This is a genomic window from Pandoraea capi, from assembly GCF_902459735.1.
Classification (GTDB): Bacteria; Pseudomonadota; Gammaproteobacteria; order Burkholderiales; family Burkholderiaceae; genus Pandoraea; species Pandoraea capi.
In genome coordinates, this window is record NZ_CABPRV010000003.1 from 577,621 (window position 1) to 598,973 (window position 21,353).

At 64.2% G+C, this 21,353-nt stretch carries 21 protein-coding genes and 1 pseudogene; 15 read left to right on the forward strand and 7 right to left on the reverse strand.

Annotation, left to right across the window (positions count from 1 at the left end; translation table 11 throughout):
• Positions 1-64: 64 nt before the first annotated feature.
• The 3 genes from PCA20602_RS09345 to PCA20602_RS09355 all read right to left on the reverse strand — a co-directional run bounded on the left by PCA20602_RS09345 (position 65) and on the right by PCA20602_RS09355 (position 2,127).
• The gene (locus PCA20602_RS09345) at positions 65-661 is read right to left on the reverse strand and encodes a LysE family translocator (RefSeq protein WP_150720969.1); all 597 of its coding nucleotides are present in this window, start codon (positions 659-661) and stop codon (positions 65-67) included.
• Positions 662-896: 235 nt separating this feature from the next.
• On the reverse strand, positions 897-1,334 hold the full coding sequence (locus tag PCA20602_RS09350) for a nuclear transport factor 2 family protein (protein WP_150720970.1): 438 nt from the start codon (positions 1,332-1,334) through the stop codon (positions 897-899).
• Positions 1,335-1,458: 124 nt separating this feature from the next.
• The gene (locus PCA20602_RS09355; protein WP_174980927.1) at positions 1,459-2,127 is read right to left on the reverse strand and encodes a chalcone isomerase family protein; all 669 of its coding nucleotides are present in this window, start codon (positions 2,125-2,127) and stop codon (positions 1,459-1,461) included.
• A 686-nt stretch (positions 2,128-2,813) separates the two neighbouring features.
• Between PCA20602_RS09355 and PCA20602_RS09360 the strand changes: the two genes are divergently transcribed.
• The 3 genes from PCA20602_RS09360 (at position 2,814) to PCA20602_RS09370 (ending at position 5,557) form a co-directional block, all read left to right on the forward strand.
• On the forward strand, positions 2,814-3,686 hold the full coding sequence (locus PCA20602_RS09360; protein ID WP_170836165.1) for a ferritin family protein: 873 nt from the start codon (positions 2,814-2,816) through the stop codon (positions 3,684-3,686).
• Positions 3,687-4,049: 363 nt separating this feature from the next.
• Positions 4,050-4,553: a D-glycero-beta-D-manno-heptose 1-phosphate adenylyltransferase gene (gene rfaE2, locus PCA20602_RS09365; RefSeq protein ID WP_150720972.1), complete on the forward strand. Its 504-nt coding sequence runs from the start codon at positions 4,050-4,052 to the stop codon at positions 4,551-4,553.
• Entirely contained in the window at positions 4,550-5,557 is a 1,008-nt protein-coding gene (locus PCA20602_RS09370; protein WP_150720973.1) for an asparaginase, read from the forward strand. The genes rfaE2 and PCA20602_RS09370 overlap by 4 nt, the downstream gene beginning before the upstream one ends.
• A gap of 164 nt (positions 5,558-5,721) precedes the next feature.
• Here the strand turns inward: PCA20602_RS09370 and PCA20602_RS09375 are convergent, their stop codons facing one another.
• From PCA20602_RS09375 to PCA20602_RS09385, 3 genes and pseudogenes are all read right to left on the reverse strand, one after another.
• Entirely contained in the window at positions 5,722-6,588 is an 867-nt protein-coding gene (locus PCA20602_RS09375) for an SPOR domain-containing protein (protein ID WP_174980929.1), read from the reverse strand.
• 112 nt (positions 6,589-6,700) lie between these two features.
• A pseudogene (locus PCA20602_RS09380) lies at positions 6,701-7,681 on the reverse strand (type III pantothenate kinase); the annotation flags it as partial.
• A gap of 122 nt (positions 7,682-7,803) precedes the next feature.
• Entirely contained in the window at positions 7,804-8,757 is a 954-nt protein-coding gene (locus tag PCA20602_RS09385) for a biotin--[acetyl-CoA-carboxylase] ligase (protein WP_174980931.1), read from the reverse strand.
• A gap of 313 nt (positions 8,758-9,070) precedes the next feature.
• Between PCA20602_RS09385 and PCA20602_RS09390 the strand changes: the two genes are divergently transcribed.
• From PCA20602_RS09390 to PCA20602_RS09440, 11 genes are all read left to right on the forward strand, one after another.
• Complete coding sequence (locus tag PCA20602_RS09390; RefSeq protein WP_150720977.1) at positions 9,071-10,192, forward strand: MlaE family ABC transporter permease; 1,122 nt, start codon at positions 9,071-9,073, stop codon at positions 10,190-10,192.
• Entirely contained in the window at positions 10,192-11,142 is a 951-nt protein-coding gene (locus tag PCA20602_RS09395) for an ABC transporter ATP-binding protein (protein ID WP_246182096.1), read from the forward strand. Before PCA20602_RS09390 ends, PCA20602_RS09395 begins: the two co-directional genes overlap by 1 nt.
• Entirely contained in the window at positions 11,132-12,100 is a 969-nt protein-coding gene (locus PCA20602_RS09400) for an MlaD family protein (protein WP_150720978.1), read from the forward strand. Before PCA20602_RS09395 ends, PCA20602_RS09400 begins: the two co-directional genes overlap by 11 nt.
• Positions 12,101-12,180: 80 nt before the next feature.
• Positions 12,181-13,035 (forward strand): ABC-type transport auxiliary lipoprotein family protein, encoded by an 855-nt coding sequence (locus PCA20602_RS09405; protein WP_174980933.1) that lies wholly within the window; start codon positions 12,181-12,183, stop codon positions 13,033-13,035.
• Between the two features lie 15 nt (positions 13,036-13,050).
• Positions 13,051-14,223 carry a VanZ family protein gene (locus tag PCA20602_RS09410; RefSeq protein ID WP_150720980.1) on the forward strand — a complete coding sequence of 391 codons (1,173 nt, stop codon included), beginning with the start codon at positions 13,051-13,053 and terminating at the stop codon, positions 14,221-14,223.
• 182 nt (positions 14,224-14,405) lie between these two features.
• Positions 14,406-15,947 (forward strand): MFS transporter, encoded by a 1,542-nt coding sequence (locus PCA20602_RS09415; RefSeq protein ID WP_069340401.1) that lies wholly within the window; start codon positions 14,406-14,408, stop codon positions 15,945-15,947.
• Positions 15,948-16,118: 171 nt separating this feature from the next.
• Entirely contained in the window at positions 16,119-16,448 is a 330-nt protein-coding gene (locus tag PCA20602_RS09420; protein ID WP_150720981.1) for a (2Fe-2S) ferredoxin domain-containing protein, read from the forward strand.
• Between the two features lie 104 nt (positions 16,449-16,552).
• Positions 16,553-17,182: an alpha/beta hydrolase gene (locus PCA20602_RS09425; protein ID WP_150720982.1), complete on the forward strand. Its 630-nt coding sequence runs from the start codon at positions 16,553-16,555 to the stop codon at positions 17,180-17,182.
• 260 nt (positions 17,183-17,442) lie between these two features.
• Entirely contained in the window at positions 17,443-18,630 is a 1,188-nt protein-coding gene (locus PCA20602_RS09430; protein ID WP_083253548.1) for a D-alanyl-D-alanine carboxypeptidase family protein, read from the forward strand.
• Positions 18,631-18,649: 19 nt separating this feature from the next.
• Positions 18,650-19,498 (forward strand): D-amino acid aminotransferase, encoded by an 849-nt coding sequence (locus tag PCA20602_RS09435; protein WP_150720983.1) that lies wholly within the window; start codon positions 18,650-18,652, stop codon positions 19,496-19,498.
• Positions 19,495-19,767, forward strand: coding sequence for an HP0495 family protein (locus PCA20602_RS09440; RefSeq protein WP_069340396.1), 273 nt, complete (start codon positions 19,495-19,497; stop codon positions 19,765-19,767). Before PCA20602_RS09435 ends, PCA20602_RS09440 begins: the two co-directional genes overlap by 4 nt.
• 34 nt (positions 19,768-19,801) lie before the next feature.
• On the opposite strand, the gene PCA20602_RS09445 is transcribed toward PCA20602_RS09440, so the two are convergent.
• Positions 19,802-20,842 carry a transcriptional regulator GcvA gene (locus PCA20602_RS09445; RefSeq protein WP_150720984.1) on the reverse strand — a complete coding sequence of 347 codons (1,041 nt, stop codon included), beginning with the start codon at positions 20,840-20,842 and terminating at the stop codon, positions 19,802-19,804.
• Positions 20,843-20,942: 100 nt separating this feature from the next.
• Here PCA20602_RS09445 and PCA20602_RS09450 point away from each other — a divergent pair, with 100 nt between their 5' ends.
• Complete coding sequence (locus PCA20602_RS09450) at positions 20,943-21,275, forward strand: DUF2917 domain-containing protein (protein WP_150720985.1); 333 nt, start codon at positions 20,943-20,945, stop codon at positions 21,273-21,275.
• Positions 21,276-21,353 lie beyond the last annotated feature (78 nt).

The window sequence follows — 21,353 nt, forward strand, 5'->3', positions numbered from 1 at the left end:
GGCGATGTGACGCGATAGGGGGTGATGGGGGGCGATAGCACTCCCCGTACGTGAACGGTCGCCGTTATCCCGCCGCCACCAGATACGCAGCACTTGCCGCCAGCAGGGCGGCCATCCCCCGATTGAGATAACGCATGCGCTTCGCGTCGCGCATGTGACGCCGCAGCATCGCCCCCGCCGCAGCCCAGCAACCGACCGACAACCAGCACACGACAAAGTAGATCGCCGCGAATTGCCAGATGCGTGCGGGGTCGCCGCCGGTGTACGCCCCCATGCCGGCCAGTGCGGCGAGCCAGGCCTTCGGGTTCAGCCACTGCATGACGGCGCCGCGCGACATCGTGGGGCCGCGCGGCATTTGCCTGTCATCGGGAGAGGCGAGTTCGCCGTCGTCGACCGCCAGCTTGTAGGCCATGTACAGCAGGAACGCCACGCCGAACCACTGGATCGCGTGCATCAGTATCGGCATGCGTTGCAGCAGTTCATAGACGCCGAAACCGACCGCAACGAGTAACACCACGAAGCCGACCGTCGCCCCGGTCACATGACGCAGACTCGGCATGAGGCCGTAACGCGCCCCCGAGCCGAGCGCGACGATGTTGACCGGCCCGGGGGTAATGGAAGCCGCCAGCGCAAAGGCGGCCATCGAATAGAAAAGGGTCATCGGAATCCTCGTTGCAGGCACGTCCGCAAGATGGCGGGGAGTGCGAGGCTCCAACGGTAAGCGGACTCGCGCGTCGCGTATTGAAGAAAACTGCCCTTTGCGGGCCACGACGGGATGGCGTGACGCTGGCAGCTACCGGATGCTGTCCGTCGGCGCGGCGTGTCGTGCGGTCATGGTCTGCGCTGAGGTGGCAGGAACGACGATGGGCGAGGTGGTCGATAGGCGGCGTCGTGGCTCAGAGAAACAACCGGTGACGGAGCCAGCGGATCAAGCGTCCAATGAAGGGAAGCTTCAGGTAGAGGTCTTCCGTGGCGTCCCAATAGTCGCGTTGATAGGCGACGCGGCCGTCCACGGCGAGGCGCAGGTGTGAGGCGCCGTGAATGATCTGCTCGTCATCGAGCCAACGCTTGGTGTGGAAGTGGAGATTCCAGACGAGCAACGCCTGATTGTGCTGCAAGAGTTGCGCCGTCACCTCGACGCGTGGCACTTCGAGGCGCTCAAACATGCGGGTGAGGAGTCCGGCCACTTCGGCGGCGCTACGCACTTCGTGAAGTGGCGTCTTGACGTAGACGTTCGGCGTGTAGAACTCGCCCAGATTGCCGATGCTCTGGCGCGTGAGGGTTTCGAAGTAGTGCTTGAGGCGCGTGAGGGCCGCCGTGTGGTCGATGTCCATCGATGCATAGATCCCATAGATGCACAGGCACGCGGAACCGACGCCGCGCCGGCTGGCCGACCCGGATCGGCAGGGAAGGTGTCGCCATTTCGTCGGGCTTGCCTGGCGGGCACCTCCGGTTCGCTCAGCGCGCGTCGCTGATCAGTTCCGCGCGCAAGTCGGGGGCGCTGGTACGCGGGTCCAGCCAGATGGCGAAGAACGCGCGACCGAAGGCGTCGCCCGCGATCTGGCCGATGAGCTTGCCGTCGGAGAAGAAGCGTGTGCCGTCACCCGGCCGGAAGACGCCCGTGAGGTGCTGTCCCGCCGACACGTCCGGCAGAATGCGGGCGAGTTCGTCGGCCCAGCGCTGTCGTTCCTCGTCCGTACCCACTTGCAGCTTGCTCATCTCGATCAGGCTGCGCTGCACGAGCGTGTGCGACTTGAAGCTGCGTGCGTAGCGTACGTCGAGCACGAGCGGATGCGCGCTCCAGTTCGCATTGATGCGCTCGGCGCCGGAGAACAGCGACGCGTCGTAAAGATGGAAGCCCAGTCGCGAGAACGACCCCTGACCGACCAGATGGGCGGCCGGAATCTCTTGCGAAGCCAGTTGGCCGACGTCGAACGCGTATGCGCCTGGGGCCGTCGCCACCGCCATCAGAAGACAGGCGGTACGTAGCCATGCGGCAAAGTCGGGGCGCAATGTGAGGCGCGATGTGACGGGGGGCGTGACGTGTGCCGCAACGTGCGTCGGCGGTGTCAGGCATGCCTGATTTGCCCGGTCTGCCCGGTCTGCCCGGTGTGCTCGAAGTGCCATGCTCGGCTCCTTATCGGACAAGGATCCAGTCGAGTCGGTAGGCCCGTTGGCGGCGCTCGGCTCGTTCTGCCGTGGCGCCTGCCCATCATGCATGTTGCGTAATTGCGACTGAGAACTATCCTCAAAGCGGGGGAGCCGCTGCCGGACGAGGCATCGCAAATGCGGAACGATTGCTTTCTAGCGTAGACCATCGGACGCTGCCCGCGCAGGCCCGTGGCACAAGGACATACCCTGACGCACCGCCGTGGGGCGTCCGTCGGAAGACGTGTCGGACGACGGACTGGCGGGGCACCGGAGCGTGTTCGGTGACATGTGCGGAAAAACCTGTCGCCCTCTGAGCTTAGGGGCTTTCCGTGACAATTTGACAGGCGTCAAAATTACGACGCATTACCGTCACGTGAGTGTCAAACGTCACGGTAATGAAGGGGAATTATGTTATGATTCAAGAGTTTGCCCATATTTTAGTAGGGTCGCTCTAAGCCATATCGCCAGGATGCGGCCAGATAACAGGCGTGAAATCGCCGTCCTTATGCGACGGCAGGGTTCAAGACGTGGAACCGGACGGCGGGGGCCGACCGTGACACGCTCACCGTTTTGTCTGTCGAAATTCGGCGTAAACTTTCACAATACTATCTTGAGTCCTGGTGTAAGGTCTCGCGACCTTGGGGGTAATTGAAATGACCGAAATGCTGTATCCCGAACTGTACAAGTCGCTGGAGGCAGTGCGTTGGAACATGGAAAGCGATATTCCGTGGGACAAGTTCGACGCGAGCCAGCTCACCGACGATCAGGCGCGCACCATCAAGATGAATGCCATCACGGAATGGGCCGCACTGCCGGCGACCGAGATGTTCCTGCGCGACAACCGTGACGACAGCGATTTCTCCGCCTTCATGAGCGTGTGGTTCTTCGAAGAGCAGAAGCATTCGCTGGTGCTGATGGAATACCTGCGCCGCTTCCGCCCCGACCTCGTGCCGACCGAAGCGGAACTGCACGCCGTGCGTTTCCCGTTCGATCCGGCCCCGCCGCTCGAGACGCTGATGCTGCACTTCTGCGGCGAGATTCGTCTGAACCACTGGTACCGCCGTGCTGCCGAGTGGCACACCGAGCCGGTCATCAAGCATATCTACGAAGTCATCTCGCGCGATGAAGCCCGTCATGGCGGCGCTTATCTGCGTTACATGAAGAAGGCGCTGACGAACTTCGGCGACAACGCACGTGCGGCATTCGCGAAGATCGGCGTGTTGATGGCGGCTGCCCGTCGTACCGAAAAGCCGCTGCACCCGACCAACCTGCACGTGAACAAGGATCTGTTCCCGAACGACACGGTGCAGTCGCGTCTGCCGGAGCCGGAGTGGCTCGAACACTGGCTCGACGAGCAGATCAAGTTCGACGACAGCTGGGAAAAGAAGGTGGTCGAGCGCATTCTGCACAACATGTCGCTGCTGTTCGAGCGCACGTTTGCGACCGCGCAGGATCTGAACCGTTATCGCAAGGAAATCACTGTCCGCCTGGCGGCAGTGGCTGCACCGGCACCGGCCGTGGCAGCGTCGGCTTAAGTCGGCAAGATCGGCTTCGTCGGTTCGGCATTCGCCGGTCGAATGACAGTGCGGTAATGCGGTCATCGCAAAAAAGGGGCTTCCGGCCCCTTTTTTGTTGCGCCGACGCATGGCGATGCGGGCGGTGAGTCGTGACGGAGAGGTCTCATCGCGATATCGGGTTGATTCTGCGGTGCGCCGGTTCCATCGCGATATCCGGTGGACTGCGAGATCGTGCCGATGATGTTCCCGCCATCGGCCTGTCGCGCGATGCAGCCACTGCTGCGGATTCGTTCTCCGGACCTCGTGTCGTGGGACAATAGCGGCCATCGGCGCGTCAGCAGCGATCAGCAGCGAATCGCGCACTCACTTCCATCGATCGTCATGTCATCTTCCCAAGTCATTCCTGCGGCCGATTTCGAGGCCAAGATTCTCTCGCGCGAAGCGCTGGCAGCGTTGGCGCCCACATTGCCCCGCCCGCTTGTGTTCACCAACGGCGTGTTCGACATCCTGCATCGTGGTCACGTGACCTATCTCGCGCAGGCGCGCGCGTTGGGGGCATGCCTTGTCGTCGCCGTGAACACGGACGCCTCCGTGCGAACGCTCGGCAAGGGCGACGACCGCCCGATCAACAACGAGAACGACCGTGCGGCGTTGCTGGCCGCGCTGCAAAGTGTCGACTATGTGGTGACGTTCGGTGAATCGACACCTGAAGCGCTGATCGCGGCGGTGCGTCCCGACATCCTCGTGAAGGGCGGCGACTACGACATGGACAAGCTGCCGGAGTCTGCGCTGGTGCGTGGCTGGGGCGGCAAGGCGGTGGCCATTCCGTTCGAACATCAGCGTTCGACGACGTCGTTGCTCAAGAAAGTGCGAGCCCAATCATGACGCTTGCGCCGCTCGTTGAAGTCACGCGTGGCGCGAACGGCGTCGATACGGTCGAGTGCGTGCATTACGGCTCGGTCGCCGTCGTCGATGCCGAGGGACGCCTTCGATATGCCGCCGGTGATCCGTCGTTCCTCACGTTCTCGCGCTCCACGCTCAAGCCGTTTCAGGCGTTGCCGTTCGTGGAAGGCGATGGCGTTGCTCACTTCGGGCTGACGCAACCGGAGCTGGCGCTGCTGTGCGCGAGCCACTCGGGGGAATCGTTTCACGTCGACGGCGTGAAAAGGCTACTGAACAAAGCCGGATGCGACGAGCATCATCTGCAATGCGGATGCCACGTGCCGACGTTCTATTCGGCCACCGGCAAGCGCGCGCCTGCCGATCTCAAGCCGACGTCCCTGCATCACAACTGCTCGGGCAAGCACGCGGGTTTTCTCGCCTATTGCGCACAGCACGACCTGCCGCTCGATACCTATCTCGATCCCGCGCACCCGTTGCAGCGGAAGATTCGCGCACGCGTGGGCGATGTCGTGGGTGTCGATGGCGATGCGCTGCCGCTCGGGATCGACGGTTGCTCCGCCCCGAATTACGCGTTGCCGCTCGACAAGCTGGCTGCCGCGTATGCGCGCCTTGCCGCCAGCGACGACGCAGCGCTCTCGACGCTGTTCGCTGCGATGACGCAGCAGCCCGAAATGGTCTCAGGCACCGCGCGTAACGATCTCGCGTTCATGCGCATGGCACCCGGCGACTGGGTGGCGAAGATCGGTGCTGACGGCGTGCAAACCATCGGTGTGCGCTCCGCCGGACTGGGGATCGCGATCAAGGTCGTCGACGGCAACATGCGTGCGCTCTACACCGCTGCGGTTGCCGTGCTCAAGGCGCTGGGGCTGGTGGACGCGCCCGAGGAAACCGGCCTCGCACCGTGGGTGTCGCCCGTGGTGAAGAACGCACGTGGTACACAAACGGGCGTGGTGCGACCGGTGGTGGCGCTCAAACGCGTTGCTTAATGCGGTGGTAGCGCGGCGTTTGACAGGGGCGCCAACAAGCGCTCCCGATGGGGCCGCGAATCAGACCGTTCGCGACGCCGGTCATTAGCCCATGAATGGACCTGTTAATGAACCCGTCAATAAGTCTATTAATGCGTCGGTGGATGCGTCTGTCAATGAAACCGCTAATGGATTCCGGCCGGCGGGCTACCTGCCGGTGACGGACACGCCTTGACCAGCTGTGCCGACCACTGCTGGGTAACAACGCCACGAACCTGCGTGACGGCGTTGGCATTGATACCGGCAATGCGATAAACGATCCGGCTCTTGGCGTTCGGCCTTTCGCTCAACTGCGGCGTGAGGCCTTTCTTTTGTGCAGCGGCCATCAGACGCGTCGCACGATCCTTGTCGTTGAACAACCCGAGCGAGACGACCAGCGTCGAGCCTTCGTCGTTCACCAGGAAATACTCGGTCACGCCTGCCGAACGCAATGCCGCCACCTGCTTGTCGGCAGCCGCTTTGTTCGGCACCGGATCCAGATGCACCCAATAGCGCTTGTCGACAGCGATGGACTGAATGTCGCCCTGACCGGCCGGTAATCCAGCCAGCAACAAACCGCGCGCCTGCTGCGCATCGCTGGCAGCAAAGGGACCGACGTCGAGGCAACTCGATGCTGCGGTTGCCGCCGTGGCTTGCGACGCACCCGATTCGCCTGACACCGCGGCCGGCGCCGTAGCGGCGAGGGCCTGACTCGCGGCGACGGCGGTGGCTGACACCGATGAGGCGGGCGCATCTCTGCCATCGCTCGCGCCGCTCGCACCGCTCGCACCGCCCGGTGCGTCGGCGGCATTGGTGGCTCCGCTGGCTGGCGTGGGGCTGCTGATCTCCACGCCCGTAAGGCGAACGTGGGTGGGGTCGAGTTGTGTCGTGATGCGCGTCGGTTCCCGGCCGGTCTCCGGCAGCACGTCGCGCCACTTCAGCCAGCCAAGTTGCACGGCGGCAAATGCCGCATTGGCTGCGAGAAACATGACGAGCAACAACGCACGCAACATCTCAGACTCCCCTTCGCGCAGGTTCGGCGGCGCAAGATGCGCCCGCCGGCGTATCGGTCGGTGCGGCATTTGCCGCAGCGGTGTCAGTCGTCGCCGAGGTGGTGGATTCCGCGTCGCGAAGCGCCACTTCGTACAACCCGGCCGGCACAAGTTGATCGTGTTCGGTAAAGGGCAAGGTCAGCGTTTGCGCCAGCGCATGGCGCGCACCTCCCGACAGCACACAACGCACCGGTGCGCCGAGTTGCGCTTCCAGTTGCGCGTGGCTCCGCTCGACGAGGCCGGCCTGAGCGGCGGCGCACCCGCGCAGAATCGCTTCTGTCGTGCTGCGCGCGAATGCCTGTCCACCGGACGGCATGGTCGCGTCGAGCGTCGGGAGTTGCGCGGTGCCCTGCGCGAGCGATTGCAGCATCAGCGCCGGTCCCGGTGCGATCAGTCCGCCGAGATAGTCGCCATTGCCTTGCAAGGCTTCGACGGTCGTCGCAGTACCCAGCGTCACGATCAGCAGATGCTCGCCGGGCCATGCGGCATGGGCGCCGATCAAGCTGGCCCAGCGATCGCTCCCGAGCTGTGTCGGGACACGATAACCGTTGCGCACACCGGCGCGTGATTCGCCCGCGCGCAGGACTTTCAGCCAGTCGGCGGACGCCATGCCCCAGAGCGTCTGCAACGTCATGCGCACGGCTTGTTCGGCGGCGTCGCCCGCCACGTTCGTCAGCCAGACCCCAGCCGGTTCCGGGCAGACGAATCCGTCTTCCTGCCCGCCCTGCCCGATGGCCAACGGCGCCATGTTGGGGGCGAAGTGCCGGTCGCTGTGTGTGCCGGGGGCGTCTGGTGCAGCCGATGCATCCGATGCGGCAGATGCGTCAGCCGTGTCGGCAACCCCGGTACCGAGCGCTGACCAGCCCGCCCGAATTTGCGTGGCGAGGGTTCGCCATTCGGCGTGGTCCACCGCGCCGCTGGCGAGAAAGGCGGGGGATGCCGCCTGCCAACGGGCGGGGCGCACCGCAGGCGCCAGCGCCCATTTGATCCGGCTGTTGCCCGCGTCGACCAGTAGCCACGGCGCAGGGTGAGTGTGTTCCGGGCGCTCTGCGATGCCTGGGGTAGCCTTCGTTGCCTCAGCCACTGGAGCCACCTTGGACGCGGCGGCCATGTCGGCCTTGCGTGCCGATGTGGCGCGCTCGGGAGATGTCGACGAAGTCCGCCGCGATGCGCTCATCAGCGGGCTCCCCGGGTGTCCGTCGTATCTCGTGCTGACGACGCGTCGAGCAGGCGCACCGACACTTCACCGCTGGCGATCGTGCGTTCGCCTTCGTTGGTCGCCACGCGCAAGCAACCCTGTGAGTCGACGCCGAGCGCCATACCGTGCAACACGTCGCGGCCATGTTCGATCACGCGGATCGACGCGCCGCCGTAGGCATGCATTGCCTCCCAGTCTTCGCGGAAAGGTTCGAATCCCTGCGCAGCAAAGCGTTCGAGCATGGCAGCGAGTCGCTGCACCAACGCGGTGAGAACGGATGACATGTCCGGGTCCACCAGCACCGATTCGAGGGCGGCCGGTGGGGTGGGCGGAACGGCGGTCGTCGTCGGCGTGCTCGCGCCGGATGCGGTTGGTGCTGCCGATGCTACGTTTGCCGCTGCCGTGGCATCGTCGATACGCGACGCCACGTCGCCAGCCTGTCGCAGATTCACGCCGATGCCGATGACGACACCGATGCGGCCCGGCCCGGCGGGTACCGTCTCGATCAGTATGCCCGCGAGCTTGCCGCCGCGCAGCAGGACGTCGTTGGGCCACTTGAGACCCAGCGCCTGCGGTGCCGACAATGGCAGATCCGACAGGCCCTCGACGACGGCGACGCCGGTCGCGAGCGACAACCCCGCCAATTCGGCCGGGCCGCCGGGCATCACATAGGCCAGGGAAAACGTCAGGCTATCGCCCGGCAGGCTCTGCCATGCCCGGCCGCGTTGCCCGCGTCCGGCCGTTTGCTGGAGCGCGGCGCGCACGATGGGCGCACACGCGGCGTCTTCCCGAAGGCGTGCAAGAAGATCGAGATTTGTGGAACCCGTGGTATCGACGACTTCGATCTGCCAGCCTCGACAGGAGGCCGCCAGACGCGATCGGATGCGCGCGCCGTCGAGCTGACGGGCGGGCGTATGCGTCGATGGCGTCAAGCTCTCACTGGCCGGACGTTCTGACGAGTCGGAATCCGGTGCGCGGTGCGGAACGTCAGGCGGGAAAGGTGCGGCGTTATTCATGGCTGCTATTGTAGCGGCGAGGCCGGGCCTGCGCCGCGCTGACCTGCGTCGAAGCCCGTATTTCGGCATCATCCGAGGCATGCGTCGGACAATTCCGGCTTGTTTTCAGGCCGCGCCGGGTTGCCATCGACCGGTCGCGCCTGTACCGTACAATGACCGCGTTTTGCTGCGCGTCTTGTATGGATTCATGCCGGATTCCGGCGGTTTTGTTGTCAGGAGAACCACCGTTTTGAACCTCGATGCCGTGCCCACTCTGGAGCTGACCCACTCGGCGCAAGGCCCAGTCGTCATGCTGCGTGGCCTGTGGACGGCGCTGGCGCTCTCGCAACGCAAGAAAACGTTGCTGGGGCTGGTCCATGCGTTGCCGCGCGGCGAGCTGGCGTGGGACCTCACCTGCGTTGAGCGGCTGGATCACGTGGGGGCACAGGCGTTGTGGCGTTACTGGCAGCGCAAGTACCCCTCACGCGTCGCGCTCACCCCGACCCAGCGGGCGCTGTTCGATCACCTCGCCGAATTCGACCGCACGCGTCAGAGTCCGGTGCCTACGCGCCGTGTCGATCCGATCAGTCGTCTGGGCTACTCGTTGCTCACCCTCGGCGAACATTTGCGTGACGGCATCACCATGTTCGGCCGTTTCGTGATCGATCTGGGCCGGGTCGTGCGCCATCCGGCGCGTGCGCCGTGGCTGGAAATGTCCGCGAACATTTACAGTGCCGGTGCAAAGGCGCTCGGTATTACGGCGATGGTGGCGTTCCTCATCGGCATCGTGCTGTCCTATCTTTCCGCGCAGCAACTGAAGTTGTATGGCGCCAGCACGTTCATCGTCAACATTCTGGGGCTTTCGGTGATTCGCGAACTGGGCCCGGTGCTTTCCGCGATTCTCGTAGCCGGACGATCCGGGTCAGCGATCACCGCGCAACTGGGCGTGATGCGGGTGACCGAAGAGCTCGACGCGATGCGGGTCATGGATATCCCGCACGGATTGCGGCTCGTGTTGCCAAAGGTCATTGCGCTGGCGATCGCCATGCCGTTGCTCGTCATGTGGACGAACATCGTTGCGTTGCTCGGCGGGGCGTTGGCGGCGAAGTACGAACTCGGCATCGGTCTGCACTACTTCTTCACGACGCTGCCCAACGCCGTTCGCATCGCGAACCTGTGGATCGGTCTGGGCAAGGGCGTTGTTTTCGGCATGCTGATTGCGCTCGTGGCGTGTCACTTCGGTATGCGCGTCAAACCCAACACACAGAGTCTTGGCGAAGGCACCACGCAGTCGGTGGTCACTTCGATCACGGTGGTGATTCTGGCGGATGCCGTCTTCGCGATTCTGTTCCGCAACGTGGGGATCGGCTAATGAGCGACGCTCTCGTACGCGATCCGTCCAAACGACCCGACTCGCCCGGGGCATCCAATGCCCCCGTCGCGCGAGGCGACGACGTGCTGTTCGGCGCGTCCGCCGGATGTCCGCCGGTCTCGTCGACATTGCAGGGCGACGCGCAGCCGGTGATCGAAGTGCGCGACCTCACCAAGCGCTACGGCACGCACACGATTCACGAGCATCTGGATCTCACGGTGCGCCAGAGCGAGATCATTGCGCTGGTCGGCGGCTCGGGCTCCGGGAAGACGACGTTGATTCGGCAGATCATCGGGCTTGAGGCGCCGACCAGCGGGCATATCAGCATCTTCGGTCATGACATCACGATGATCGACCGGCGTACCGCGCACCTGTTGCGTCGTCGCTCGGGCATGTTGTTCCAGCGTGGCGCGTTGTTCTCGGCGATGACGGTGTTCGACAACATTGCGCAGCCGTTGCGTGAGCTGCACACGTTATCGGAGGATCTGATCCGCGATGTCGTGATGTACAAGCTCGAGATGGTCGGGTTGTCGGGGCGCATGGCGAATCGCATGCCGTCCGAGTTGTCGGGCGGGATGATCAAGCGCGTCGGGATTGCGCGTGCCATTGCGCTGGAGCCGGAGTTGCTCTTTCTCGATGAGCCGACCGCCGGACTCGACCCGCAGGCGTCCGACGAATTCGTCGACATGATTCGCGGCCTGCATCGCTCGCTCGGCCTGACCGTGGTGATGGTCACGCACGATCTCGATACGGTGATGATGCTTGCCACGCGCGTGGCCGTGCTGGCCGATCGCAAAGTGCTCGTGAACGCCCCGGTCGAAGACGTGGTGTGTGTCGATCACCCGTTTATCCACAGCTTCTTCCTCGGTGAGCGCGGTAGACGCGCACTGCTGGCTTTGCCCGCAGCACGGCGCGCCAAGATTTCGGAGTTACTCGACGATGGAAAATAAATCGCACGCTTTCATGGCGGGCCTCTTCACGCTGGCATTGCTCGCGGCGGTGGCCGCCGCAGTGTACTGGTTTAATCGCGACAACCGTGTGCGGGTGCCTTACGACCTGGTATCCAGCACCAACGTGACGGGGCTGAACCCGGAGTCGGCCGTACGGTATCGCGGTCTGGGAGTGGGCAAGGTCGAGTCGATCAAATTCGATCCGCGCAAGCCCGGTCAGATTCTCATCCGCATTCTCGTGAACGAAGGCACGCCGATGACCAAATCGACGTTCGCCACACTGAGCTATCAGGGCGTGACGGGGCTCGCATTCGTGCAACTCGACGACGACGGGCATGACCGGACGTTGTTGCCGTCGTCCGAGACACAGGTCGCGCAATTGCGTCTGCGCCCGAGTTTCGTCGACGAACTCCAGCGACGCGGGAACAACCTCGTGCATCAGCTCGAAGAGGCGACGTCGTCGGTCAACAAGTTGCTCGCACCGGAGAACCGCGAGGCCATTCTCGATTCGATCAATAGCGTGAAGATGGCGGCGCAAAGCGTGAATCGCGTGGCGACACAGTTGGAACCGGTCACGAAGCAACTGCCGGAAACCGTGCGCGAATTGAACGGCACGCTGTCGGGCGCACATCGACTGACGAACCAGTTGACCGATCCGCAGGGGCCGCTCGTGCGTAACCTCGATAGCGTGGGGCGTGCGGCAGATCAGGCGGCGTCGAGTCTCGCTGCCTTCCAGGGCACGATGCAGACGTTCGAGGGCTCGCTGCAACAGGAAGCGTTGCCGCGTCTGAACCGTCTCTCCGACGATCTGCGCTTTACCTCGCAGGCCGTGGGGCAGGCAGCCGAAACGATCAACCGCAATCCGCGCGCACTGCTGTTCGGCACTTCGCCGCCCTCGCCGGGACCGGGTGAGGCTGGCTTCGCATGGCCGAACGGCACGAACGGGGCTGCGCAATGAGATGGACAATATGGCGCGCAATGGCGCGCGTAATGCGGCGCGCCACTGGGTGCGTAGTGATGTGGGTAGGGATGTGGGACATGAGGCGCGACACCGGCATGCAAGGGGATATCGAGATGACGGAACCGACCGGACGAGGTAAGGACATGCGAGTGACGAACATGGCTGCGAGGTTCTGCGTCGCGTTTGGCGTAGTCACGCTGGTGGCTGGGTGTGCGGCCCCCGCGCCGTCGGGGTCGCTGGCCCGTTTCGACCTCGGCCCGCCGGTGATCCCCGCTTCCGCCGTGGCTGGCGCCAGCGCGAACGGCGTGAATGCCACGAATGGTGTCGTCGCACCGGCATCCGATGTCGCGGCTGCCGCCGCGAATGCGCCGCGCCAATCGCCGCTCAAGGTCGTGGTCAATGCGCCGAGCTGGCTCGACTCCGACATGATCTATTACCGTCTGCCCGCGAGCGAAGGCGATCAGGCGCGCGTTTATGCGAACAGCCGCTGGCTGGCGTCGCCCGCCCGACTGTTTGGCGATCGGCTGCGGGCCGCGTTGTCCGTCGACCGGGCAGTGCTTGCTGCGGGGGATCCGGCGGCGGCGCCTGCGCTGCGCGTCGAGATCGAGGAGTTCGCGCAATACTTCGACAGCACGTCGGCAAGTCATGGCGTCGTGCAGGTGCGCGCAACGTTGTTCGATGGACCGAAGCTGCTCGCACAGACCACGCTGCGCGCACAAGCCCCTGCGGCCACGGCCGATGCCAGCGGCGGTGCGCGTGCCCTCGCGACGGCCAGCGATGCCGTGCAGACGCAATTGATCCAGTGGCTGGCCGGACGCGTGCCGTCACCCTCCGCGACGACACGCGCCCCTGCGCAGTCGCGCGCGGTGCCCGCAGCAGCATCGTCGGGTGCGTCGGGGGCATCGGTCGCGCCAGCGGCGCCGTCGCGATAGCCGGTCGTCTCGCCGATGCCCGAGCAAGACGTCAAACCCTGGCAACGACGCGCCTCTCCCCTTACGCGTCAGGCATTGCTGTGCCTGATTCTGCTGATCGCCTACGCGAGTCTCTATCCGTTCGAGTTTCAGCGCGCAGCCGTCGGCCCGTTCGACTATCTGTTCGCGCCACTTCCCCGATGGATGACGATGTTCGATGTCGTCACCAACGTGCTGGGCTACATACCGCTGGGCATGCTAACGGTGCTCGCCCTGCATCCGGCGTGGCGTGGCACGCGGGCCGTGCTCGCAGCGTTTCTCCTCGGGACGCTGCTCTCGTGCGGCATGGAGGCGCTGCAAACGTATTTGCCCACGCGCGTCGCGTCCAATGTCGATCTCGCCACGAACGCGCTCGGTGCGCTCATCGGCGGTGCGATTGCCGTGCCGTTGACCAGCCCGTTACTCGATCGTGGATGGCTTCGGCATTTGCGCTTCGCGTGGTTCGAGCGTCACGCCAGCGTGCTGCTGGTATTGCTCGCGCTCTGGCCGTGGGCGCAGGCATATCCGCAGCAATTCCTCTTTGGCGATGGCGATCTCGTGCGTCAGATCTGGCTCTGGCAGGACCCCGACGTCACGGATCTGGTGCTCGACTGGGTACCGAAGCTCGGGCAATTGCAGGACTATCTGTCAGAGCTCGACGCCGTGGCGAGTCACGCCTTGTGGGAGACCGTGGTGACGGCCAGCGGCACGATACTGGCGGGGATGCTCGCCACGCTGGCGATGCGTCGGACGGCGCCGCGTGTGCCGCTGCTTTGCGCGATGTTCGTCAGCGCATTCGCGATCAAGGCGATCGCTTCTGCGTGGCAGTTCTCGCCGGCGCAGGCGTTCGACTGGGTGACGGCCGGGGCGATCTACGGTGTGGTCATTGGTGCGCTGGTCCTGAGCGTCGCCGGGCGCGGACCGCGCGCGTTGCGAGGCGCCGTCGCGCTGGCGGCGCTCATCGTGCTGCTCGTCTTCGTCAACCTCCTGCCCGCGAATCCTTATTACGAGGCGGCGCTTCAGTCGTGGCGTCAGGGGCAGTACGTGCACTTCAACGTCCTGGCGCGTTGGCTTGCGTGGACATGGCCGTACTTCGTGCTGATCTATCTGCTCGCGATGTTCGACCCGAGCCATCGCGGCCCCGCACGCACTGTGGGAAAGCAGCGCTGAATGGGGCGCGATGAAATTCCCCACTCATTGTTTCCAATTTGGAAATAGCGTATTGGCCGTCAGCCCATTGGTGAGACGCCCCGTCAATCCTAAACTCTCATATAAGGCACGCTGATACTTGGTGCGCCACGACCGCCCGGCATCGACAGGCAGATCCCGGGCGGTTTTCATTGGGAGAGAAGATGAGCACCTGGGGATTGGCGTTTGCGCACAAGACACGGCAGCGCGTACTGATGGCCGTGATCGCGGCGGCCACGGGCATCGAAATGCTGGAGAACGGCATGTTCGTGTTCGCGTCGTCGCATATCGCGGGCGGCGTTGGCGCGGCGCCGGAAGAGTATGCATTCGTCTCCACGCTCTATGCCGTCGCCGGTATTCTCGTCATCCTCAAGCAACGCTGGCTCGCGTCTCGTCTGGGCTATCGCACATTCCTGGCCGGCGCGCTCACGCTCATGGCGTTCGGCGCGTGGCTGTGCGGCATGGCGCACAACCCGATGCAACTTGCCGTCGCCCGCTTCGTGCTCGGGCTGGGCGCGGGATCGCTGTTCACCGCCAGCCGCATCCTCATCAACCTCTGCTTCGCCCCCGAATTGCGGCTGCGCGCGCTGCTCTTCTTCACCTACGGCTTCTTCGGCGGGCAGATTTCCGCACCGCTGCTCGCGAGCTATCTCGTCGATCACTTCCTGTGGTCGTCGGTGTTTTTCGCGGTCGTGCCGATTGCGCTCGCCGGTGCCGTCGCCTCGTGGCTGTTCATCCCCGATTTTCGTGAACGTCTGCGCGACGAAGGCGAGTTCGAAATGCGCGGCATCGTGTTCTTCGCCGCTGGCGTGCTGTTCGTCGAGGTGATGATGCAGCGCTCGCGCTTCGACTTCTTCTCCAATCCGTTACATCTGCTCGAACTGTGCCTCGTCGGGGCGATCTGTGCGATCGGCTATATGTGGCATCAATACTCGCATCACAAGCCGCTGATCGATTTTCGCGTGCTGGTGCGCAACCCCGTCTATGTGCTCGGACTGGGGGGGTACGCCGTGTATTACTTCTTCTCGTATTCGACGTCGTATCTGTTCCCGATCTACATGCAGCAGGGGTTGCAATGGAGCGTTGAGCACACCGGATATCTGCAAGCGGTCGCGTCGGTGACGAGTCTGGTCGTTGCGGTGATCTACACGCTGGCACGTCCGAAGTTCGTACAACTCAAACCCTTCGTGCTGCTGGGTTACCTGTGCCTGCTCGGATATGCGTTCCTGCTCTCGCAAAGCTATCAGGGTGTGTCGAGCCAGTGGCTGATTGTGCCGATGGTGCTGAGCGGTCTCGGGGGCGTGTTCGCCATGATTCCGATTGCCGAACTGACGTTTCGCGGGATGGACGAATACGTCTTCCAGCATGGGTATCAGACGAAGAACATCGTGCGTCAGCTGGTGAGTTCGATGTCGGTGTCGGTCATGGCCGTGCTGATGCAGGATCGTCAGGCCGTGTTCATGCATCAACTCACGCCCGCGATGACGCCGCTCAATCCGGCTTATAACGCGGCCGTCTCGCAGGCGCAGCAGACGTTCTCGGCGAGTGTCGATCCGGCGACGGCGGCGCATATGGCGTCGGCCTGGGTGGGGAGTCTCGCCTCGCAGCAGGCGCTGGTGCTCTCCTGCGTGAACGTGTTTTTCGGGTTTGCGTGCCTCGCGGCCTTCTGCGCCGTGTTCATGGCGGTGCAGCGGCGTTTGCGCTGAGGCGTAGCGCGGCTCTGGCGTCCCGGAATCCGCATTTCCACGTTCCCGTCGTGTCATGCCCGCCGCCCGGTAGCCGGGTGCGCCCGCAAGGGGCGGGCAGGTCGGTTAGAATGGCCCGCAACACGCCCGAAACAGGGCTTCCGGCTGCCAAATCCCCCACAAAACACCGACATGGCTACCCCGTCGCAGTACTACAAGCATCACGTGTTTTTCTGTCTCAACCAGCGCGAACCCGGCGCCGACCGACCGTCGTGCGCCAACTGCAACGCGCAGTCGATGCAGGAATATGCCAAGAAGAAGGTCAAGCAACTCGGTCTGGCCGGTCCCGGCAAAGTCCGCGTGAACAAGGCCGGATGCCTCGATCGCTGCGAACAGGGCCCGGCCGTGGTGATCTACCCCGAAGGGACCTGGTACACCTACATCGACGAATCCGATATCGACGAGATCGTCGAGAAGCATCTGGCGCAAGGCGAGATCGTCGAGCGTCTGTTAATCGACTGATCGGGTCGGCGCACCAGCTCTCAGGATTTTTCGTCGGCTACGCGTTGCGTCCGGGCCAAGCTGCCCGGCGCGCATGCGTGCGGCATTTCAGCCCACTATCGCTCATGAACGCTCAGACTGAACGCTTCACCATCGACGGCCCGGTCGGCGCCATCGAAGTCGCCATCGATCGTCCCGCAGGCACTCCGCGCGGCATCACGCTCGTCGCGCATCCGCACCCGCTGTTCGGCGGCTCGCTCGACAACAAGGTCGCGCAAACGCTCGCGCGTGCTTTCGTGCAGCTCGGTTACGCCGTCGTGCGCCCGAACTTCCGGGGCGTGGGCAAGACCGAAGGCGAGCATGACAAGGGCATCGGCGAGCGCGACGATCTGCTCGCGGTGATCGGCTGGATGCGTCAGCAACCAGGCTGGGAAAGCCTGCCGCTCGCGCTCGCCGGTTTCTCGTTCGGCACGTTCGTGCTCTCGCACGTCGCCAGGACGCTGGAGGCGGCCGGCACGCCGGCGCAGCGTCTGGTGTTGGTCGGCACGGCCGCGAGCAACTGGGAAGTGGCCACGGTGCCAGCCGACACGCTCGTCATTCACGGCGAGCAGGACGACACAGTGCCGCTGCAATCGGTGCTCGACTGGGCACGTCCGCAGACCTTGCCCGTCGTGGTAATCCCCGGCGGCGAGCACTTTTTCCACGGCATGTTGCCGCTGCTGAAACAGATCGTGGTCGACGCGTGGCGTCATTGATACATCCCGACGAAAATTTTGCGTAATTTCGACAGCCAGCGCTCGCTTCGCTGGGGACGTCAAATCGTGGCGGGTATAATTCGCGTCTGAACCATGTCATGCCGTGTCGGGTCTATGTTCCCGACAGGCGTGGCTCCGGTGCTTCGGTGCCGCCGTCTTCTTCGCCGTGCCGCGCTCGCCAGAGCGTGAGTTGCACGGCGCTCCTTCAAGCGCAGATGCCTCTGAGTTTTACTTCGCTCACTTCGTTTTCCTCATCGCCAATGAAATTCAACGCTTCGCTGTCCCGTGCCGCCGTCGCCGCGGCGATTGTCGCTTGTGGCTCGCTCGCTACGCTTCCCGCCCGTGCTCAACAGATCCCGCCGCCGCCGATGACGGCCAAGGCGTGGACCATCGTCGACGTGACCAGTGGTCAGGTGCTGGCCGCCGGTGACCCGGATGCCCGCGTGGAGCCGGCGTCGCTCACGAAGATCATGACGACTTATCTGGTCTTCGAAGCCCTGCGCGACAAGCGCATTTCGTGGGAACAGACCGTCATTCCGGGCGAATCGGTCCGCAAGGTGGGCCGCGACGAATCGCGTACGTTCATCGAAGCCGGCAAGCCGGTCTCGGTGCACGATCTCGTGTACGGCATGATCATCCAGTCGGGTAACGACGCCTCCATCGCGCTGGCCGAGCTCGTCGGCGGCTCGCAGCCGGGCTTCGTCGAACTGATGAACCGCGCCGCGCAACGCATGGGGCTGAAGAACACCCATTACACGAACGTCGACGGTCTGACCGACCCGCAGCACTACACGACCGTGGCCGACATCGCCACGCTGTCGACGCGCATGATTCAGGACTTCCCCGAGTACTACAAGGTCTACTCGGAGAAGAGCTTCACGTACAACAACATCCGTCAGCCGAACCGTAACCGTCTGCTGTATCTCGATCCGACGGTCGATGGTCTGAAGACCGGTCACACGAAGGAAGCGGGTTACTGCCTCGTGTCGACGGCGTCGCGTCCGCTGCCGGGCGCTCCGGGCGTGAACCGCCGCGTGCTGTCGGTCGTGGTCGGTGAGCCGACCGAGCGCGCCCGCGTGCAGGACAGCCTCTCGGCCCTGAACTACGGCTACCAGAACTTCGACACGCTGCGCGTGTACGGCGCGAATCAGGTCGTGGCCACGCCCAAGGTCTGGAAGGGCAAGGACAGCGAGCTGAAGATCGGCGTGAAGAAGGACACCTTCATTACCGTGCCGAAGGGCATGGCCGACAAGATCAAGCCGCAACTCGAACTGCGCGAGCCGCTGATCGCACCGATCGCCAACGGCGCGCAGGTAGGCACCGTCAAGGTCATGGCCGACGGCAAGCAACTGGCCGAATTCCCGGTCGTGGCGCTTGGCGACGTGGCACAGGCCAGCTTCATCGGCCGTGCCTGGGACGCCCTGCGTCTGATGTTCGTGAAGAAATAATCGTCAAGACCTTTGCATCATGAATAACCCCACCGTCTGGCTCAATGGCGAACTGATCCCGCTCGCCGACGCAAAGATTTCGGTCCTCGACCGAGGCTTCCTCTTTGGTGACGGGATCTACGAAGTCGTGCCGGTGTATCACGGCAAGCCGTTCCGTCTCGCGCAACACCTGGACCGGCTGGAGCGCAGTCTCGCGGAGATCCGTATCGCGAATCCGTACACGCGGGCCGAATGGGAAGCGCTATTCGCGCGTCTGTCGGCCACGTGTCCGGCTGATCCGCACAGCGTCTACGTGCAGGTCACGCGTGGCGTCGCGCCGCGTCAGCACACGTTCCCCAAGGACGTGACGCCGACCGTGTTCGGCATTGCCACGCCGCTCACGCTGCCGAGCCGCGAGAAGGTGGAGCAGGGCGTCGGCGCGGTCACGCATGAAGACCGCCGCTGGCTGAACTGCCACATCAAGTCGACGTCGCTGCTGGGCAACGTGCTGATGGCGCAATACGCGGCGGATCACGAGGTGCAGGAAACGATCCAGTTCCGCGACGGGCTGCTCACGGAAGCGTCGTCGAGCAACGTGTGGGTGATCAGGCACGGTGCAATGGTCGCGCCGCAGCGCGATAATCGAATCCTCGAAGGGATCCGCTACGGCGCGCTGGAGACGCTGGCGCAGGAATGCGGCATTGCGTTCGAGGAGCGTGCGGTGAGCGAAGCGGAAGTGCGCGATGCCGACGAACTGCTCATCACGTCGGCCACGAAGGAAATTCTGGCGGTCGTCACGCTCGACGGCAAGCCGGTGGGCGACGGCAAGCCGGGCCCGGTCTTCCGAGCGCTTTATGCGGCGTATCAACGCGCCAAGGAGGCACTATGACGACGGAAGAGAAGAAGAGTCTGATCGAGTTTCCGTGCGACTTTCCCATCAAGGTGATGGGGCACGCGCAGGACGGCTTTGCGCAGGCCATCGTGGAACTGCTGCGTGAGTTCGACGCGCAGTTCGACGCCGCTACGGTGGAAATGCGCCCGTCCAGCTCGGGCAAGTATCTCGGCCTGACCGTCACGGTGCGCGCGCATTCGCAAGCGCACCTCGACGACATCTACCGAAAGCTGACCAGTCACCCGATGGTCAAGGTCGTGCTGTAACAACGAAGTGAGACGGCGCCGGCGCGCGCGAAGGTCATGCGCGCGTCGGTGCGCCGTCGTCGGGCGGCATGCCGGGGGGCATCCCCAGTTGCGCGCCCGTCGCCATCTCTCCCGCCGTTGCGGCCATGCCGGCCGCCAGCGCTGCGGGGCTTGGTTGCGCGGGACGCCGACGCGTGTCCTTCACCAGATCGAACGCCGCCACCTCCTCCAGAAACCACGTCCGGAATGCCTGAACGCGCTGCGCGCTCAGCACGGCGGGCGGGCATACGAAGAAATAATCCCATCCGCATGGCGTATCGACGTCCGACAGGCGTACGAGGCGCCCGGCCATGATGTCGCCGACGGCCAGCGAGCGCCGTACCAGCGCGACCCCCTGTCCAACGATTGCGGCCTGCGAGAGCATGCCCGAATCCTCGTACATCATGCCCTGCATCGGCTCGGGTAAATCGAAGCCTGCCGAGGCGAACCAGGGCGCCCACGGTTCGTCGTGTGAGCGCAACAGCGTGCTGGCGCGGAATTCCTCGGCGGTCTGCGGTAGCTTGCCGTCGTTGTAGGTCGGACTGCACGCGGGGAAGAACACGTCGTCGAGCACCTTCTCGATGTGCAGCCCCGGCCAGTTGCCCTTGCCCATGCGCAGGGCGATGTCGACGTCGTCGCGCTCGAAGTCGGTCAACTGCGCGCTGCACCGCAACTCCACTTCCAGTTCCGGATGCCGGTCGATGAAGCGGCCGATGCGCGGCGTCAGCCAGCGACTGGCGAACGACGGCATGGTGGTCAGCACCAGCCGGCGCTCGCTGCGCGTGCCCGCTTGCAGTTTGCGCGTGGCCTGCGCGATGTCGGTCAGCGCGGCGCGGATCGAGGTGGCGTACTGGCGTCCCGCTGGCGTGATGCTGATGCGCTTGCCGTTGCGGGCGAACAGCGTGGTGCCCAGTTCCTGTTCCAGCGCTCGAATCTGATGGCTGATGGCGCCGTGCGTCACGAACAGCTCTTCGGCTGCACGGGAAAAGCTCTCCAGGCGGGCAGCCGCCTCGAAGGCGCGCAAGGCGCTAAGGTTGGGAAGTCTCCGAAGATCCATGTGAGCTCTATTCGCAAGGCCGTGAAAATATGTCGTTTGGTGCGGCGCCTGCCAGTCCCTATGATTCAGTCATTGTCTCGCACTGAGTGGGGGTCGTAAAATGCAAAACAATTTGACAAAGGTTCAGTACGTCTACGGTCTTCGCCCGGGCGAAGTCATCACGCTCGAATTGCACCAAGAGCATACGCTTGTCGCACGCGGCGCGCCGGTCTGGGTGACGCGGGCAGGCGATCCGCGCGATTACTGGCTGGTTCCCGGCCAGCGCCTCGCCGTCGAGCCGGGCCGCCGTTACTGGATGTCGTCGGACGCCGTCGGCGAAGCCCAACTGGAGCGCGAAGTGTCCCGCCGGTTTCCACTGGCCCGCGTGCTCCGCAAGTGGCTGGCCGGTCGCAGGGCCGCCCGCGAAGCCAACTCCTGCACGGCCGCTGCCTGACGGTCGGCAGCCGTGATCGGGAGGAGCGGCCGTCTGGCCATCTTCTCGGTCGCACCTTCCGATAATGGCAGGGCATCT